A 15,605-nucleotide genomic window follows, 5' to 3' on the forward strand; every position below is an offset into this window, starting at 1 on the left:
CGGCAGGTACCGGAGGCGGGTACCGGCCGGGACCGCTCCGGTGCGGGACTTGAGACATCGGCCGAGCTGGGGTTCTCTGGCCCCGTGCGCCGCAGATCCCCCATACCCCCCGCCCCGCTCCCCCAGCGCCACGGCATCGACCCCGTGCGGGTGCGGCTGCCCGCGGACCCCGACGGGGCCTGGGGCACCGTCGGCGACCATCTGGTCGAGCGGTTCCAGGGCGGGATCGGGGCCGGGCAGGTGGCGACGATGCTGCGGGCGGGACGGTTCGTCGGGGTGGACGGGGCGCTCAGCGGAAGCGAGCCGTACGCGGCCGGGAGGTACGTGTGGTTCCACCGTGACTTCGCGCCGGAGGTGGCGGTGCCGTTCCCGGTGCGGATCGTCCATCGGGACGAGCGGATCGTGATCGCCGACAAACCGCACTTTCTCGCCACGACGCCGCGGGGGCGGCATGTCACCGAGAGCGCGCTGGCCCGGCTGCGGCGCGATCTGGGGCTGCCCGCGCTGCAGCCCGCGCACCGGCTCGACCGGCTGACGGCCGGGCTGGCCCTGTTCGTCGTGCGGCCCGAGGACCGGGGCGCGTACCAGGGGCTGTTCGCCGAGCGCCGGATGCACAAGGAGTACGAGGCGGTGGCGCCGTACGACGCCGGGCTGGCGCTGCCGATCACCGTGCGCAGCCGGATCGTGAAGGAGCGCGGGGTGATGGCCGCTCGCGAGGAGGCGGGCGAGGCGAACGCGGAGAGCCGGATCGAGTTGGTCGAGCGGCGGGGCGGGCTCGGGCGCTACCGGCTGCTGCCCGCCACCGGGCGCACGCACCAGCTGCGGGTGCACATGAACGGTCTCGGGGTGCCGATCCTCAACGATCCGCTCTATCCCGCCGTACTGGAGCCGGACCCGGAGGACTTCGCCGCGCCACTGCAACTGCTGGCCAGGCGGCTGGAGTTCACGGATCCGGTGGACGGGCGGGTGCGCCGGTTCGAGAGCGGGCTGCGGCTGGCCGCGTGGGAGGCCACCGCAGCGGGCTGACGGCGGGGCGGTGGCCACGAGGGCCCGCCCGCCGCCGAATCCCCGGTGCGGGCCGGGGCGGGTCGCGCATAGGGTGCGCGGGTCGTGGAAGCGGTCGTGGGACGGAACGAGGAGAACTGCCGGTGCTGATCTTCGATGCCGATGACACGTTGTGGGAGAACAACGTGATCTTCGAGCGGGTCATCGACGAGTTCTTGGAGTGGATGGCGCATCCGGAGCTCGGGCGGGACGGGGTACGAGGCGTGCTCGACGGGATCGAGGCGGCGAACGCGCTGACCCACGGGTACGGGAGCAAGGTGTTCCTGCGCAGCCTCGGGGAGTGTGTCGCACAGGTGCGGGGGCGGGCGGCGACGGCTGCGGAGTCGGCGCGGATCGCGGGCTGGGCGGCGGCGTTCGAGGGGGACCGGGTGGAGCTGATCCCGCAGGTGGCCGAGACGCTGGCGGAGCTGGCCCGGCGGCACGAACTGCTGCTGCTGACCAAGGGCGACACCGAGGAGCAGGAGCGCAAGGTGGCGGCGTCCGGGCTGGCGCGGCACTTCACGGACGTTCGTGTCGTGGCGGAGAAGAACGTGGCCACGTACGAGGAGCTGATACGGGCCCATGCGCTGGTGCCGGACACGACATGGATGATCGGGAACTCCCCCAAGTCGGACATCCTGCCGGCGCGTTCGGCGGGGCTGAACGCCGTCTTCATCCCGAACGACCACACCTGGGTGCTGGAGCACGGCGAGCTGGACCCGGCCGACGACGGAGTGCTGCACCTGTCGGCGTTCGGGGAGCTGCTGCGGCACTTCTGAGGGGTGCGGGCGCACGTCCGGCTGCCGGGTGCTGAAGGATGGGCCCATGGCGACCCTTCTGGCGTTTCACGCACATCCCGACGACGAAGTGCTGATGACCGGCGGCACGCTCGCCCGCGCCGCCGCCGAAGGCCATCGCGTGGTGATCGTCGTCGCCACCGACGGCCTCATGGAGGCGCGCCCGGCGGGCGAACCTCCGCGCATGACGGAACTGCGGGCGAGCGCGGACGCACTGGGCGTGGCCCGGGTGGTGCATCTGGGCTATGCGGACAGCGGCCACGGCCCCGTGCTGTACCCGGACCCGCCGGACCGTGCCCGCTTTGCGCGGGCGCGGGCCCAGGAGGCGGCCGAGCGGCTGGCCGCCGTCCTGCGCGCGGAGGACGCGGACATCCTGCTGAGCTACGACGCCCGCGGCGGGTACGGCCATCGTGATCACGTCAAGGTGCACCAGGTGGGCCGGCGGGCCGCGGAGCTGGCCGGGGTGCCGCGCCTGCTGGAGGCCACGATGCCGCGGGAGATGATCACTGGACTGGTGCGGCTGGCACGGCTGTTGAGGATTCCGCTCCGGTACGACGCCGACGCGCTCGGCGCCGCCTACAGCCCGCGGGCGGACATCACCCACGCCATCGACGTCCGGCGGTTCGCCGGGCGGAAGCAGGCGGCGCTCGCCGCGCACCGGTCCGTGGTCGCGGGGACCGGCCGGCTCGCCCCCGTCCTGCGGACGCTGATCCGCCTGCCGACCCCCGTCTTCGGGCTGCTGCTCGGGCGGGAGTGGTATGTCGAGGTGTCCCGCCCGGTGGCGTAGCCGCTACAGCGGCTCGGTGGAGGCCAGTTCGCCGTCCGTCAGGGCGAGCCAGCGGGTGATGCCGAGCTCGCGCAGGAACGTCAGGTCGTGGCTGACGACCAGGAGCGCCCCCTCGTAGGACTCCAGAGCCGTCACGAGGCGGCGGACCGAGGCCATGTCGAGGTTGTTCGTCGGCTCGTCCAGCATCAGGAGCTGCGGGGCCGGTTCGGCCAGCATCAGGGCGGCGAGGGAGGCCCGGAAGCGTTCGCCGCCGGACAGGGTGCCGGCCTGCTGGTCGGCGCGGGCGCCCTTGAACAGGAAGCGGGCGAGCCGGGCCCGGATGCGGTTGTTGGTGGCGTCCGGGGCGAAGCGGGCGACGTTCTCGACGACGGTCAGGGCGTTGTCGAGTACCTCCAGGCGCTGGGGCAGAAAGCGGAACGGGACGTGGGTCGCTGCCACGCCGGACACGGGCGGGATCTCGCCCGCGAGGGTGCGCAGCAGGGTGGTCTTGCCGGAGCCGTTGGGTCCGGTGAGGGCGATGCGTTCGGGGCCGCGGACCTCCAGGTGGGCGTGCGCGCCGTGGCGGGCCGTGAGGTCCTCCACGGTGAGGACGGTCCGGCCCGGGGGTACGGCCGTGTGCGGCAGGTCGATACGGATCTCGTCGTCGTCCCGGACGGCCTCGGTGGCCTCGTCGAGGCGGTCCCTGGCCTCCTTGAGGCGTTCGGTGTGCAGGAGGCGGTGCTTGCCCGCGGAGACCTGGGCCTCCCTCTTGCGCTCGTTCATGACGATCTTCGGCTCGCGCTTGTTGGCGCTCATTTTGTTGCCGTAGCGGACCCGGCGGGCCAGCTTGACGTGGGCATCGGCCAGTTCGCGCCGCTGGCGTTGGACGTCGGCCCCGGCGGCCCGCACCATCCGCTCGGCCGCTTCCTGTTCGACGGCCAGGGCCTGTTCGTACGCGGTGAAGTTGCCGCCGTACCAATGGACCTCGCCGCCCCGGAGGTCGGCGATCCGGTCGACGGCTTCCAGGAGTTCGCGGTCGTGGCTGACGACCAGGAGGACGCCGGTCCAGCCGGCGACCGCGTCGTACAGCCGCTCCCGGGCGGCGCGGTCGAGGTTGTTGGTGGGCTCGTCCAGCAGGAGGACGGCCGGGCGGCGCAGGAGGAGCGCGGCCAGCCGGAGCAGGACGGACTCCCCGCCGGAGACCTCGCCGATGGTGCGGTCGAGGTCGACGCCGGGCAGGCCGAGCTGGTCGAGGGTGGCGCGGGCGCGTTCCTCCACGTCCCAGTCGTCGCCGACGGCGGTGAAGTGCTCCTCGTCCGTCTCGCCCCGCTCGATGGCGTGCAGGGCGGCGCGGGCCTCGGCGATGCCGAGCGCCTGGTCGACCCGCAGATGGGTGTCGAGCGGGGCGTGCTGCGGGAGATGGCCGACGTCTCCGGCAACCTTGACGCGGCCCGCAGTCGGGGTCAGTTCGCCCGCGATCAGCTTCAGCAGGGTCGATTTGCCCGAACCGTTGAGGCCGATCAGGCCGGTACGGCCCGGCCCCACGGTGAGCTGGAAGTCCTCGAGGACGGGGGTGCCGTCGGGCCAGGCGAAGCCGAGGCCGGTGCAGGCGATGGAGGCGGCGGCGGCCGCGGGGGTGGACGACTTCGACACAGGGTCTCCTGGGCGCGCGGGGCGATGGGGGGGGGAATGCGCTGGGAGACACCGCGTCAGAACGCCGGGTGCGCCGGAGTACGTCGTGCGTACGCCGAGGTCGCGGACGGTGCGGCCGCGTGCTGCCGGAGCGCTGTGCGGGCCGCAGTGTGGATCACAGTGCGGAGCGTCGAGCGCGGGGCATGTCGCGGGCGCGGTGCCTCAGGACCTCAGACGAGCAACGGCCTTCTCCTGTCGTGGGTGGCGCCGTGGCGGCGCGCTGGACCGGTATCGACCGTACGCGCACCGCCACGGAAGTGCACCCGTATTTGTTCGCCGCGCTCACGCGGCCCGCGGACGCAGGCGCACCCGCGCCGGTCCCGTCGCCTGCAGGGTGATCCCGGCGGCGACCGGCACCTCCCGGTCCACCGCCTCCAGTTCGTACGCCCGCAGCAGCGTCGCCAGCGCCAGCACCGATTCCAGCATCGAGAAGTGCTGCCCGATGCAGGCCCGGGGGCCGCCGCCGAACGGGAACCAGGCGTAGCGGTGGCGGGCCGCCTCCTGCTCGGGGGCGAAGCGGCCGGGGTCGAAGCGTTCCGGGTCCGCCCACAGCTCCGGGTTGCGGTGCGTGACCCAGGGGGCGACGACCACATCGGCGCCGGCGGGGATGCGGAAGCCGCCGATCTCGGTGCCCTCGACGGCCCGGCGGCTGATCACCGGCGCCGCCGGGTAGAGCCGCATCGCCTCCTTGAGCGCCTGCGTCAGATACGGCAGCCGGTCCAGGTCGGCGGCGGTGGGAGTGCGGTCCGCCAGGACGCGGTCGATCTCCTCCCGGACCCGCTCCTGCTCCTTCGGATGCCGGGCGAGCAGGTGGAGGGTGAAGGCCAGCGAGGTCGCCGTGGTCTCGTGGCCGGCCAGCAGGAAGATCAGGACCTGCTCGCGGATCTCGGTCGGGTCGAGCGAGCCGTCCTCGTCGTTGCCGGCCCCGGCGAGGAGGGAGAGCAGGTCGTCGCCCGGCACGGCACCGTCCGCGGCCGCCCCGGCCTCCGTGCGCCGCCGGGCGATGATGCGGTCGCACAACGCGTTCAGCTCGTCGGTGGCCGCCCGTGCCCGCGCGTTGTCGCGGGTGGGCCAGCGCCGCGGGATCTTCACGGGTACGTAGGCACGCCGTACGACGTAGTCGTTGATGACCGGCGAGCAGCGGTCGACGGCCTCCACCGCCGCGTCCGCGTCCGTGCCGAAGAGGATCCGGGAGACCGTGCACAGGGCCAGCCGGTTCATCTCGCGCACCAGGTCGACACGGCCGTCGTGCGCGGTCCGCCAGCGCTCGGCGGTGGCGGTGGCCTCGGTCGTCACGGCCGCGGCGTAGCCGTCGACCCGGCGCTTGGTGAACAGCGGCTGCACCAGCCGCCGCTGCCGGAGGTAGTCGGCGTCCTGGCTGGTCAGCAGGCCGTTGCCGAAGGACTGCCGGACCTCTTCGTACAGCGGGTGGTCCTTGCGGAAGTTGGCGGCCTCGGAGGCGAGGACCTGCTGGACGCCCTCGGGCGCGAACGCCGCGTAGAACACGCTGCGCAGACCGGGCGGCCCGGCCGCCAGGCGGACCACGTCGCCGTGTGCGCGCTGGGCTGCCAGGAAGGTGCCGAGGGAGTCGCGGCGCAGGTCGAGCATCGAGCCGAGAACCGGGAGGCCGGCCGGGCCGGGGATTCCCGTCGGTGGGCCGGTGAGGAGAGTCATGGCGTATTCCTGTCCAGGAAGGACCGTCGTCATGGCACGTAGCATGGGGCGGATGATCACCAAGCGTTCCGGCCGGGCAGCGGCCGGGTCCCCCTGCCGTGTCACCGTCTGCCGCGGCTGTTGCTGCGGCGACCCCGCCAAGGTCCCCGGCGTCGACCACGGCGGCCAGATACCGCGGCTGCGCGAGGCGCTCGCGGGGGCGGCGCCGGTGCGCGCCTCGGAGTGTCTGGACGTCTGCGATCAGGCCAATGTGGTCGTGGTCCAGCCGTCGTCGGCGGGGCGGGCCGCGGGCGGGCGGCCGGTGTGGCTGGGGCTGGTCAACGACGACGACGCGCTGGCCGACATCGCCGCCTGGATACGGGCCGGCGGCCCCGGGATCGCCGAGCCGCCGGGGGTGCTCGACCTGTACGCGATCACGGTGTCGCGGCGGGTGCGGGAGGGGCTGGAGAGCGGGTGACGGGGCCGGCGGCGGGGCCGGCCGGTTACCGGAGTCTTACGGGGGCGGCGGCGTCCGTCCCGCACGGCCGCGGGTGGTGTTGGCTGGGAGCATGACGCCTTCCGCGCCCCCGCCGCCCGCCCGGGCCCCCTCGCACGGGCCGCCGCGGCGTGTCCTGGTCGTCGAGGACGATCCGACCGTGGCCGAGGTCGTCACCGGCTATCTCGCCCGCGCGGGGTACGCCACCGAGCACGCCGCCGACGGTTTCGCCGCGCTCGACCGGGCCGCGGCCTTCCGCCCGCACCTGGTCGTCCTCGATCTGATGCTGCCGGGCATCGACGGCCTGGAGGTGTGCCGGCGGCTGCGCCGGGCCGGCGACGGCGGCGCGGTCCCGGTAGTGATGCTGACGGCCCGGGGCGAGGAGGCGGACCGGATCCTCGGACTGGAACTCGGCGCGGACGACTACGTCACCAAGCCGTTCAGCCCGCGCGAACTGGTGCTGCGGATCGGCTCGGTGCTGCGCCGCGCCGAGTCCGCGCCGCCGGCCGCCGCCCACTCCCCCGTGCTGCGGGCCGGGGATCTGAGCGCCGACCCGGGCGGCCGCCGCGCCGACCGTGCCGGACGCGAACTCGCCCTGACAGCGCGCGAGTTCGACCTGCTGCTCTTCCTGCTGCGGAACCCCGGCCAGGTCTTCTCCCGCGAGGAGCTGCTGCACCGGGTGTGGGGGTGGCAGTTCGGCGATCTGTCGACGGTGACCGTGCACGTACGGCGGCTGCGCGAGAAGATCGAGGACGACCCGGCGGCACCGCAGCTGGTGACCACGGTCTGGGGCGCCGGATACCGCTTCGACCCGGCCGGAGGCGAGCCGCAGTCATGACGGACTTCCTGGTCATCGTGGCGCTGGCGGCGCTCGGCGCGACCCTCGTGGGACTGCTCGCCGCGCCCGCCGTGCGGGTGCTGCGGCGGCGTTCGGTGGCGCTGTCGCTGTTCGCGGTGGCGGCGCTGGCGGTGGCCGCGATGGCGGCCGGAACGGTGGCCGTCGCGCAGGCGATGTTCCTGTCCGGGCACGACCTGGGGGTGGTGATGGCCGTGGTCGGCGTCTCCGGGGTGGTCTCGCTGGCCGCCGCGCTGCTCTTCGGGCGGCGGATCGCGGCGGGCAGCCGGGAGCTGGCGCGGTCGGCCCGTACCGTCGGCAGCGCGGGCGGCTTCGTGGCACCGGCCGGGCCGCCGACAGCCGAACTCGCCGCGTTGTCACAGGCGTTGGAGGAGACCAGCGGGCGGCTGGCGGCGGCCCGGGAGCGGGAGCGGGTGCTGGACGCCTCGCGGCGGGAGCTGATCGCCGGGATCTCACACGATCTGCGCACCCCGCTCGCCGGGCTGCGGGCGATGGCCGAGGCGCTGGAGGACGGCGTCGCCGAGGACACCGGGCGCTACCACGCGCGGATCCGCATCGAGGTGGACCGGCTGGCAGCGATGGTCGACGACCTCTTCGAGCTCTCCCGCATCCAGGCCGGGGCGCTGGCACTGACCCTCTCGCGGGTGTCGGTCTACGACCTGGTGGACGAGGCGCTGGCCGGGGCCCGGCCGCTGGCGCGGGCGAGCGGCGTGCGCCTGGTGGACGGGGGTGTGGTGTCCCTGCCGGTCCGGGTGGACGCCCAGCAGATCACCCGGGTCCTGGGCAATCTGCTGGTCAACGCGATCCGGGCGACACCGGCGGACGGCACGGTCGCGGTCAGCGCGCGGCCCGAGGCGGGCCGGGTGGTCCTCGCCGTCGAGGACGGCTGCGGCGGCATTCCGCCCGAAGATCTGGCCCGGGTCTTCGACACCGGCTGGCGCGGCGCCCCGGCCCGCACACCGCGTGCCGACGGCGAGAGCGGGGCGGGGCTGGGGTTGGCGATCGTGCGCGGCATCGTGGAGGCGCACGAGGGCCGGGCAACGGTGCGCAACACAGGGGCGGGCTGCCGTTTCGAGGTGGAACTGCCGTCCGCGGAGCAGGAGACGGGGCGGCCGGGCACGGCGGCCTGAGGGGGCCGGGCGGGCCGCCCGTCAGCGCGCCGGGCTCGCCCCCGCGCCGTCACGCCCGTCCGGAGCGGCGTCCCGCCGTCCGTCCGTGTCGAGGGCGTGCGGGCCGGTGGCCCCGAGCGGCAGGTCCCGCACCGTCCGGACGGGCGAGAAGACCAGGATCAGTGCGGCCAGCGGCACCCCCGCCGTCGTGATCCACATCGCGGTGCGGACGCCGAGCGCGGCCCCCAGCGCACCGCCGAGCAACGCGCCCAGCGGCAGCGTGCCGTAGTTGAGGAACGAGGTGCTCGCGGTCAGCCGGCCGAGCAGCTGGGGCGGGCAGTAACGCTGCTGGAAGCCGGCCTTGAGGATGTTGCCGCCGACCACCCCCGCCGAGACGGCGCCGGCGCCCGCCACGTAGAGCAGGGTGCCGGCGCCGCGGGTGGCGAGCGGGATGAGCAGCGCCGCGGTGGACAGGCCGAGTTCGAAGACGAGGGTGGCCCGGGCGGTGCCGAGGCGGTCGGCGGTGCGCCGCACGGCGAGCGCGCCGGCCACCCCGCCCAGGCCGGCCAGCGCCATCAGTGCGCCGACGGCGCCCGGCGCCAGGCCCACCTCGCGGACCAGGAACACGGTCAGGAGGGACTGGTAGCCCATGAGCGCGAGGTTCGAGGCGGCGCCGAAGAGCGTCAGGCTGCGGAACCAGGGATCGCGGGCGACCCAGCGCAGCCCCTCGGCGACCTCGGCGGTCAGGGGGCGGGGACTCTCGCCGGCCGCCGGGCGCGGCTCGCGGTGCCGGATGCCCCTGAGGCACAGGAGGGAGAGCGCGAACGTGGCGGCATTGGCGAGCAACGCGGGGGCAGCACCGACCAGTTGGACGAGGAAACCCCCGGCGCCCTGTCCGGCGATCTGCGCCGCGGAGGCGCTGCCGTGCAGCTTGGCGTTGCCCTCGGGCTGGTCCTGCGGGGCGAGGAGGCTGGGGAGGTAGGCGGTGTACGCGGTCTGGAAGACGACGGCGGCGGCGCCGGTCAGCAGGGCGACGGCGATCAGCAGGCCGAGGGTGAGCCCGCCGGAGTGGGCGAGGACCGGAACGACGGCGAACAGCCCGAGGGACGCGGCGGCGGCGGTCAGCATCAGGGGGCGGCGGCGCACCCGGTCCACCCAGACCCCGACCGGCAGGCCGATCAGCAGCCAGGGCAGCCAGCCGCTGGCGTTGAGCAGGCCGACCTCGAAGGTGTCGGCCTGCAGGGTGGTGACGGCGATGAGCGGCATGACCACCCGGGTGACCGCCGCACCGAACTTGCCGGAGGTCTCGCCGGACCACAGGAGCCGGAAGTCACGGTGGCGGCGCAGCAGGCCGCTCATTCCTCGGGCCGTTCCGGCCGCTCCTTGCGGGGGAAGGACTGGAGCTGGACGATGACGGGCTGCGCGGCGGGGGCCGACTGCGGGGCCGGTCCCCGGTCCTGTGCCGCTTCCCGGTGCCGGTCGACGACGGACAGCAACTCGGCGTTCAGGTCGGCGAGTTGGTCCGGCGTCAGCCGGAGGTCGTGTACCTGGGTGATGGTCCCGGCGTCGCGCCAGCGGGCGTCCCAGTCCTCGGCGAGGTAGCCGGCGACCCGGTGGAAGTGCTGCTGGACGATCTCGTGGACGTAGACGGACAGGGCGCCGCGGGAGTCGGGATCGTCGCGGAAGTCGGTGGTGTCGAGGCGGTGGGACACCCGGGCCGCCCGCCACCAGCGCTCGCGCCTGGTGCCCCGGCCGGCCTCTTCCTCGATGAAGCCGTGGTCGGCGAGGTGGCGCAGATGCCAGCTGACCGTGCCGGTGTTCTCGCCGAGCCGGCGGCCGAGGCCGGTGGCGGTGTCCGGGCCGTCGAGCCGGAGCAGTTCGAGGATGCGCATCCGCAGCGGGTGGGCGATGCCGCGCAGGCTGCGGGCATCCATACGGCGGGTGGGCGGCGCGGAGGCGGGGGCGCCGTCGTCGGGGTCGTCAGTGGCCATGCGCAGCAGCATAAAGATGCAGAGGACTCTCTGCACAGCTTTCTCTGCAGAGAGTCCTCTGCGCTGGGCACTGGGCACTGTGCGCTGTGCGCTGTCCGGGGCCGCGGCCTCGCCCGCTACCGCTACCGCTCCCTCCCCCGCTCGTCGTGCTTCCACAGCGGATGCTCGCGCCGCGCCCACCGCGCGTCCACCGACCCGGTACGCATCCCCCGCCGCGACTCGGGATCGCCGAACGCCATCCAGACGTGGCCAGCGACCACGATGATCACGGCAAGGGCGAGCCAGTCGTGGACGAAGGTGGCGCCGGTGCGCCAGGTCAGCGGCACGGGGGCCGCCCCTGGCCGGACGAGGCCGAGAGCCTGGGGAAGGGTGGACCACATCAGCAGGCCGGTGCACAGCATCACCAGGACGGCGCCGGCGATCCACGCGGCGTAGAGCTTCTGGCCCGCGTTGAACTTCCCGGCGGGGCGGCCGGAGCGCCGACGGCGCAGGGTGGCGTGCAGCCAGCGGCGGTCGTGGGGGCCGTAGCGGTTGAGCCGGGTGAGGTCGGCGCGCAGGGCGCGGGAGGCGAGCCCGACGAGGAGGGGGACGGGCAGCAGGATGCCGGACCACTCGTGGACGGTGACCATCAGGGCGCGGCGGCCGACGAGTTCGGCGAGGAAGGGGAGGTAGAGACAGCCCGCGGTGAGGACGCAGACGGTCAGCAGGGTGGCGGTGGCACGGTGCACCCAGTGTTCGGCGGGGGTGAAGCGGGGGACGCGGGTACGGGCCGCGCCGGGCTCAGCCGGTGGGGGCATCGTCGCGTCCGTTCGACCGGCCGACCCAGGCGTCGACGTCATAGCCGAGCTCCTCCCAGTACCCGGGCTCGACCCGGTCGGTGACGGTGATCCCGGAGAGCCACTTCGCCGACTTGTAGAAGTACATGGGCGCGACATAGAGCCGCACCGGGCCGCCGTGTTCGTGGCCGAGGGGCTTGTCCTGCATGCGCAGGGCCACCAGCACGTCGCGGCGGCGGGCCTGGGCGAGGGTGAGCGATTCGCTGTAGGCGCCGTCGAAGGAGGTGAACCGGACGGCCTTGGCCCGCGGGCTCACGCCGGCGGCGTCGAGGAGGGTGGCCAGGCGGACGCCCTCGAAGGGGGTGCCGGGCACCCGCCAGCCGGTGACGCACTGGACGTCGTGGACGATCCTGGTCTGCGGGAGGGCACGCAGGTCGGCCAGGCGGTAGTCGGCCCGGTGGCGGACCAGGCCGTCGACGGTGAGGCGGTAGGTGCGCTCGCCCTTGTGCGGTACGGAGCCGGTGACGGAGTAGTAGCGGAAACCGCCGCCGGCCGGCAGCAGGCCGGAGATGCCGGTGGGGTCGCCCTGGGCTGCGGCGCCGAGCGTGCTGTCGTAGGCGCGCTGGAGGACGGGGGCCGCGGCGATGCCGGCGGCGCCCGCGGCCAGCATGCCGAGCACCACACGGCGGCCGACGGGCGTGCCGCGCCCGTCCGCACCGCCGCCGTCGTCGTCGTCCCGCGCTCGCGGCGGGGTCGGGTCCTTGGTCACCCTTCGATTCGAGCACCGCGCGGCGGCCGAGGCCAGTGTCCGGGCCCCGGCGTCAGACTTTCGTCATCCCCCGGCGTTCCTCAGGGTGCGGTGTGGCAGTGGCCGCCGCTCTCGGACGGCAGGTCCAGGGCGGGGTTGCGGTCGAAGAAACCGGTGGGGCGGAGGGTGAAGCCGCAGCGGTCCACGGGCATGACCGGCGAGTCCTCCAGGCGGGGGAGGTGGGTGGGGCCGAAGGTGTGCCAGAGGGTGAGTTCGCTCTTGAGGAGGGATTCGCCGGGCTGCGACCACTCCAGGACGCCGGCGCCCCCCGGGTGCTGGTTGGGGTAGTCGCCGTCGGGGAAGCGGCGTTCGGGGCGGGAGCGGGTGACCCAGAGGTGGCGGGTCGCGTAGCCGACGCGGCGGGCGACGGCGGAGCCGGGGCGGGCCAGGAGGGTGGGGCCGGGCTGCGGGGTGAGGGTGTAGGCGACGGGGCGCCCCATGCGGTTGTAGGAGGCGGGGTTGGTGATCTGCCAGCGGCGGCCGGTGGCGGCGTCGGCGAGGCGCCCCGCGTCGGCCGAGTCGGTGACCGGGGTGGCACGGGTGGTGAAGGCGTTGCCGTTGGGGTTGTCGGGGCCCATCGGCAGCGGTACGACGTCGATCTCCTCGACGGTGTTGGCGGGGCCGTCCACCGCCGGGTCCAGCCGGGCGCAGAAGAGGTGCTGGTGGAAGGGGGCCTGGAGGCCGGGGGCGATCTCGGTGGCGTAGCCGGTGCGCGCGCCGGGCACGGTGGCGGTGGTCTGGACGAGGCCGGTGGACTTGGCTTCGAACTCGATCGTGCCGTCCTGGTAGAGGTACCAGTAGAAGCCGTAGTCGTAGTTGCCGAGGGTGGCGATGAAGGAGATCACCAGACGGCGGGAGCGACGGCTCTCGGCGGCGAAGCCGTCGAACATGTTGGTGTGCTTCCACAGGAGACCGTGGTCCTCCTCGTGGATGCAGACGGCATTGCGCAGCGTCTGCGGGGCGCAGTGGTCGTCGGCGACGACAGCGTCGAGATAGCGGATCTCACCGAGGCAGTCGCAGCCCAGGCGGAGCGCGTTGGCGTTCCGGCCGAGGGTGTACTCGCCGACGTCGAGATAGCAGACCCAGTTGCGGGCGGGGTCGGGATCGGCGTACGGGACGGCCATCTCGGCGAGCGAGGCGCGGTGCAGCACGGGGCGCAACCGGTCACCGTCACGGTGCGCGAGCTGGTGCAGGACCAGGCCCTCGCGGGCGTTGAAGTCCACCCGCAGCTGCCAGTTCTGCCAGGTCAGCAGGGAGCCGTCGAGATGGAAGGAGGGGCCGTCCGGCTGGCTGATCTCCAGCGGCTTGAGGTCGGTGCGGGCCGGGCCGTTGAACGCGGCCTCGTAGCGGCCGCATTCGGCGGGCACCGGGACCGGGCCGGTGTCGATCAGTCGCAGGACCCGGCCCTCGGTGATGTCGACGTCGGCGACCAGGCCGCCGACCGGGTGCGCGAAGGGGTTGTCGGTGCTGTCGCAGCGCAGAAACGTCAGGGAGCGCAGCATCCGGCGGCCGCGTTCCTCCTCGACGGCGAAGTTGCCGGCCGCGAGCGGGGCGCAGAGGACCAGGGCGGTGTCGGTGATACCGCGTTCGGCCATCGCCTTGCGCCAGCCCGGGTCGGCCTTGACGACCGCGTCGCAGCGCTCGTACTCCTCGACGAGGATCGGCGGCTGACCGTCCGTCTCCGGATCCAGGTCGCGGTGGGCGAGCAGGGTGCGGGCGGTGACGTCGACGAGGGCTTCGTGGCCGGCGCCGGTGGCCGGTTCGAGGAGGGTCACGCGGAGCCTGCGGGCGACGGGGGCCCCGGAGTGGTGGGCGAGGACGGTGTGCCGGTCCGGTTCGTCGAGGAGGACGAGCGGGAAGCGGGTGGTCTCCCCCGCCTTGCCGGCCTCCTCCAGGACGGCGCGGGCGGTGGCGATCTCGTCGGCGGTCAGCGGGTCGAGGGGGTGCGCGGTCCGCGGGTGGGTGGTCATCGTCAGCTCTCCTTGTGCGAGGTGGGGACGGGCCCGCCGCCCGCTGCCGGGGCCGCCGCGGCGGCCGCCTTCTCCAGCTGGAAGGCCTCGTTGCCCAGCCCGATCCGGGCGTGCACCTCGGGCCGCCGGGCGCGCAGCACCCGGCCGTGGACGAGGCCGACGAGGGCGGCGACCCCGATCAGGGCGGGCAGCAGCCATCCGAGGACGGAGCCCTGCTCGGCGGAGACCAGGACATCGAAGTCCTTGACGCCGTAGACGAGCACGGTGAGCAGGGCGAGGGTGGCCAGCCCCGCGGCGATCAGCCGGCCGGCCTGGGCACGGCCCGCGCCGCGGCGGACGAAGAAGACGATGACGGCGACGGAGGAGGTGGCCATCAGCAGGATCACGCCGATGGCGCCGACGTTGCCGGCCCAGGTGAACAGTTGGAGGACCGGGGCGGTGGGATCGCCCGCGGGGTGGTGGTCGGTGACGGCGAAGGCGGTCACCACGATCAGGGCGATGACGGTCTGCAGCAGGGAGCCGAGCGCGGGCGCGCCACTGGTCCTGGTGGTGCGGCCGAGCGGGGCGGGCAGCAGGCCCTCGCGGCCCATCGCGAAGGCGTAGCGCGCGACGACGTTGTGGAAGCTGAGCATCGACGCGAAGATCCCGGTCACGAAGAACAGGTGCAGGACGTCGGTGAAGACGCCGCCCAGCCGCGGTTCGGTCAGCGCGAAGATCAGTCCCGGGCCGTGTTCGCCGGCCGTCGCCACGACGTGGTCCGGGCCGGTGGCGACGCCGATGAGCCAGGAGCTGAGGGCGAAGAAGACCGCGACGAAGCCGACGGCGAGGAACATCACGCGGGCCACGACGGTTCCCGGGCGGCTGGTCTCCTCCGCGTAGACGGGGGCCTGTTCGAAGCCGACGAAGCCGGTGACGGCGAAGCACAGCGTGGTGCCCAGCCCCGCGCCACCGAGGGTGGCGGGGTCGAAGGCGTGCAGGGACAGCCCCTGCGGCCCGGGCTGGGCGGCGAAGGCGAGGTCGAAGACGACGATCATGGCGACCTCGATGACCAGGAGGACGCCGAGCACCTTGGCGTTGAGGTCGATCTTGAGGGCGCCGAGGGTCCCGGTGACCGCGACGCCGAGCAGTCCGAGAGCCCACCAGGGGACGGTGAGCGAGAAGTGGGCGGCCAGCAGGCCGGAGATCTCGAAGCCGAGGATGCCGTAGATGCCGACCTGCAGGGTGCTGTAGGCGGCGAGCGCGACGAAGGAGGCGCCTGCGCCGACGGTGCCGCCCAGGCCGCGGGCGATATAGGCGTAGAACGCACCGGCGTTGTGGACGTGCCGGCTCATCTCGGCGTAGCCCACGCTGAACAGCGCCATCACCACGCCCAGCACGACGAACAGCAGCGGCTGCCCCACGATGCCCATGACCTGGTACGTGGTGACCATGACGCCGGCGACGACCATCAGGGGCGCGCTGGCGGCGAGTACGGACAGCAGCAGCCCGGGGGTGCCGATCCGGCCGGCCCGCAGGGCCCGCTCCTGGCCCTTGAAGGTGCTGATCCCGCCGCCGGCGGCGGTCGCCCGGCCCGTTCGCGCGGGGGCGGCGACGCCGCTCGTCTTTCCCGAACTGCCCATCGGCATGGCGGGGTGGTCCTTTCCAGGG

General features: G+C 74.0%; 14 protein-coding genes. 6 read left to right on the forward strand and 8 right to left on the reverse strand.

Annotated features, from left to right (window positions below; genetic code table 11):
- Window positions 1-84 precede the first annotated feature (84 nt).
- The 3 genes from ACGFML_RS08475 (at window position 85) to ACGFML_RS08485 (ending at window position 2,628) form a co-directional block, all read left to right on the forward strand.
- A complete protein-coding gene (locus tag ACGFML_RS08475) occupies window positions 85-1,026 on the forward strand; it encodes a pseudouridine synthase (protein ID WP_393541364.1) in 942 nt (313 codons plus the stop codon).
- A 122-nt stretch (window positions 1,027-1,148) separates the two neighbouring features.
- Window positions 1,149-1,823 carry an HAD family hydrolase gene (locus ACGFML_RS08480; protein ID WP_393541366.1) on the forward strand — a complete coding sequence of 225 codons (675 nt, stop codon included), beginning with the start codon at window positions 1,149-1,151 and terminating at the stop codon, window positions 1,821-1,823.
- A 46-nt stretch (window positions 1,824-1,869) separates the two neighbouring features.
- Complete coding sequence (locus ACGFML_RS08485) at window positions 1,870-2,628, forward strand: PIG-L deacetylase family protein (protein ID WP_393541367.1); 759 nt, start codon at window positions 1,870-1,872, stop codon at window positions 2,626-2,628.
- Window positions 2,629-2,631: 3 nt separating this feature from the next.
- Here the strand turns inward: ACGFML_RS08485 and ACGFML_RS08490 are convergent, their stop codons facing one another.
- Window positions 2,632-4,260: an ABC-F family ATP-binding cassette domain-containing protein gene (locus ACGFML_RS08490; RefSeq protein WP_393541368.1), complete on the reverse strand. Its 1,629-nt coding sequence runs from the start codon at window positions 4,258-4,260 to the stop codon at window positions 2,632-2,634.
- A gap of 321 nt (window positions 4,261-4,581) precedes the next feature.
- A complete protein-coding gene (locus ACGFML_RS08495; protein WP_393541370.1) occupies window positions 4,582-5,973 on the reverse strand; it encodes a cytochrome P450 in 1,392 nt (463 codons plus the stop codon).
- Window positions 5,974-6,025: 52 nt separating this feature from the next.
- On the opposite strand from ACGFML_RS08495, the gene ACGFML_RS08500 reads away from it, so the two are divergent.
- The 3 genes from ACGFML_RS08500 (at window position 6,026) to ACGFML_RS08510 (ending at window position 8,434) form a co-directional block, all read left to right on the forward strand.
- Window positions 6,026-6,430 (forward strand): (2Fe-2S) ferredoxin domain-containing protein, encoded by a 405-nt coding sequence (locus ACGFML_RS08500; RefSeq protein WP_393541681.1) that lies wholly within the window; start codon window positions 6,026-6,028, stop codon window positions 6,428-6,430.
- A 91-nt stretch (window positions 6,431-6,521) separates the two neighbouring features.
- The gene (locus ACGFML_RS08505; protein ID WP_393541372.1) at window positions 6,522-7,286 is read left to right on the forward strand and encodes a response regulator transcription factor; all 765 of its coding nucleotides are present in this window, start codon (window positions 6,522-6,524) and stop codon (window positions 7,284-7,286) included.
- On the forward strand, window positions 7,283-8,434 hold the full coding sequence (locus ACGFML_RS08510) for a sensor histidine kinase (RefSeq protein ID WP_393541373.1): 1,152 nt from the start codon (window positions 7,283-7,285) through the stop codon (window positions 8,432-8,434). The genes ACGFML_RS08505 and ACGFML_RS08510 overlap by 4 nt, the downstream gene beginning before the upstream one ends.
- Window positions 8,435-8,455: 21 nt before the next feature.
- Here ACGFML_RS08510 and ACGFML_RS08515 read toward each other — a convergent pair whose 3' ends face one another.
- From ACGFML_RS08515 to ACGFML_RS08540, 6 genes are all read right to left on the reverse strand, one after another.
- The gene (locus ACGFML_RS08515; protein WP_393541375.1) at window positions 8,456-9,772 is read right to left on the reverse strand and encodes an MFS transporter; all 1,317 of its coding nucleotides are present in this window, start codon (window positions 9,770-9,772) and stop codon (window positions 8,456-8,458) included.
- Entirely contained in the window at window positions 9,769-10,404 is a 636-nt protein-coding gene (locus tag ACGFML_RS08520) for a helix-turn-helix domain-containing protein (RefSeq protein WP_393541376.1), read from the reverse strand. The genes ACGFML_RS08515 and ACGFML_RS08520 overlap by 4 nt, the downstream gene beginning before the upstream one ends.
- Before the next feature lie 122 nt (window positions 10,405-10,526).
- Complete coding sequence (locus ACGFML_RS08525; RefSeq protein ID WP_393541378.1) at window positions 10,527-11,201, reverse strand: cytochrome b/b6 domain-containing protein; 675 nt, start codon at window positions 11,199-11,201, stop codon at window positions 10,527-10,529.
- Window positions 11,185-11,949: a molybdopterin-dependent oxidoreductase gene (locus ACGFML_RS08530; RefSeq protein WP_393541379.1), complete on the reverse strand. Its 765-nt coding sequence runs from the start codon at window positions 11,947-11,949 to the stop codon at window positions 11,185-11,187. The genes ACGFML_RS08525 and ACGFML_RS08530 overlap by 17 nt, the downstream gene beginning before the upstream one ends.
- An 80-nt stretch (window positions 11,950-12,029) precedes the next feature.
- Complete coding sequence (locus ACGFML_RS08535; protein WP_393541381.1) at window positions 12,030-13,958, reverse strand: primary-amine oxidase; 1,929 nt, start codon at window positions 13,956-13,958, stop codon at window positions 12,030-12,032.
- 2 nt (window positions 13,959-13,960) lie between these two features.
- A complete protein-coding gene (locus ACGFML_RS08540; RefSeq protein WP_393541383.1) occupies window positions 13,961-15,583 on the reverse strand; it encodes an APC family permease in 1,623 nt (540 codons plus the stop codon).
- Window positions 15,584-15,605 lie beyond the last annotated feature (22 nt).

Origin of the sequence: Streptomyces sp. NPDC048650 (assembly GCF_043199095.1) — a bacterium.
Lineage (GTDB): Bacteria > Actinomycetota > Actinomycetes > Streptomycetales > Streptomycetaceae > Streptomyces.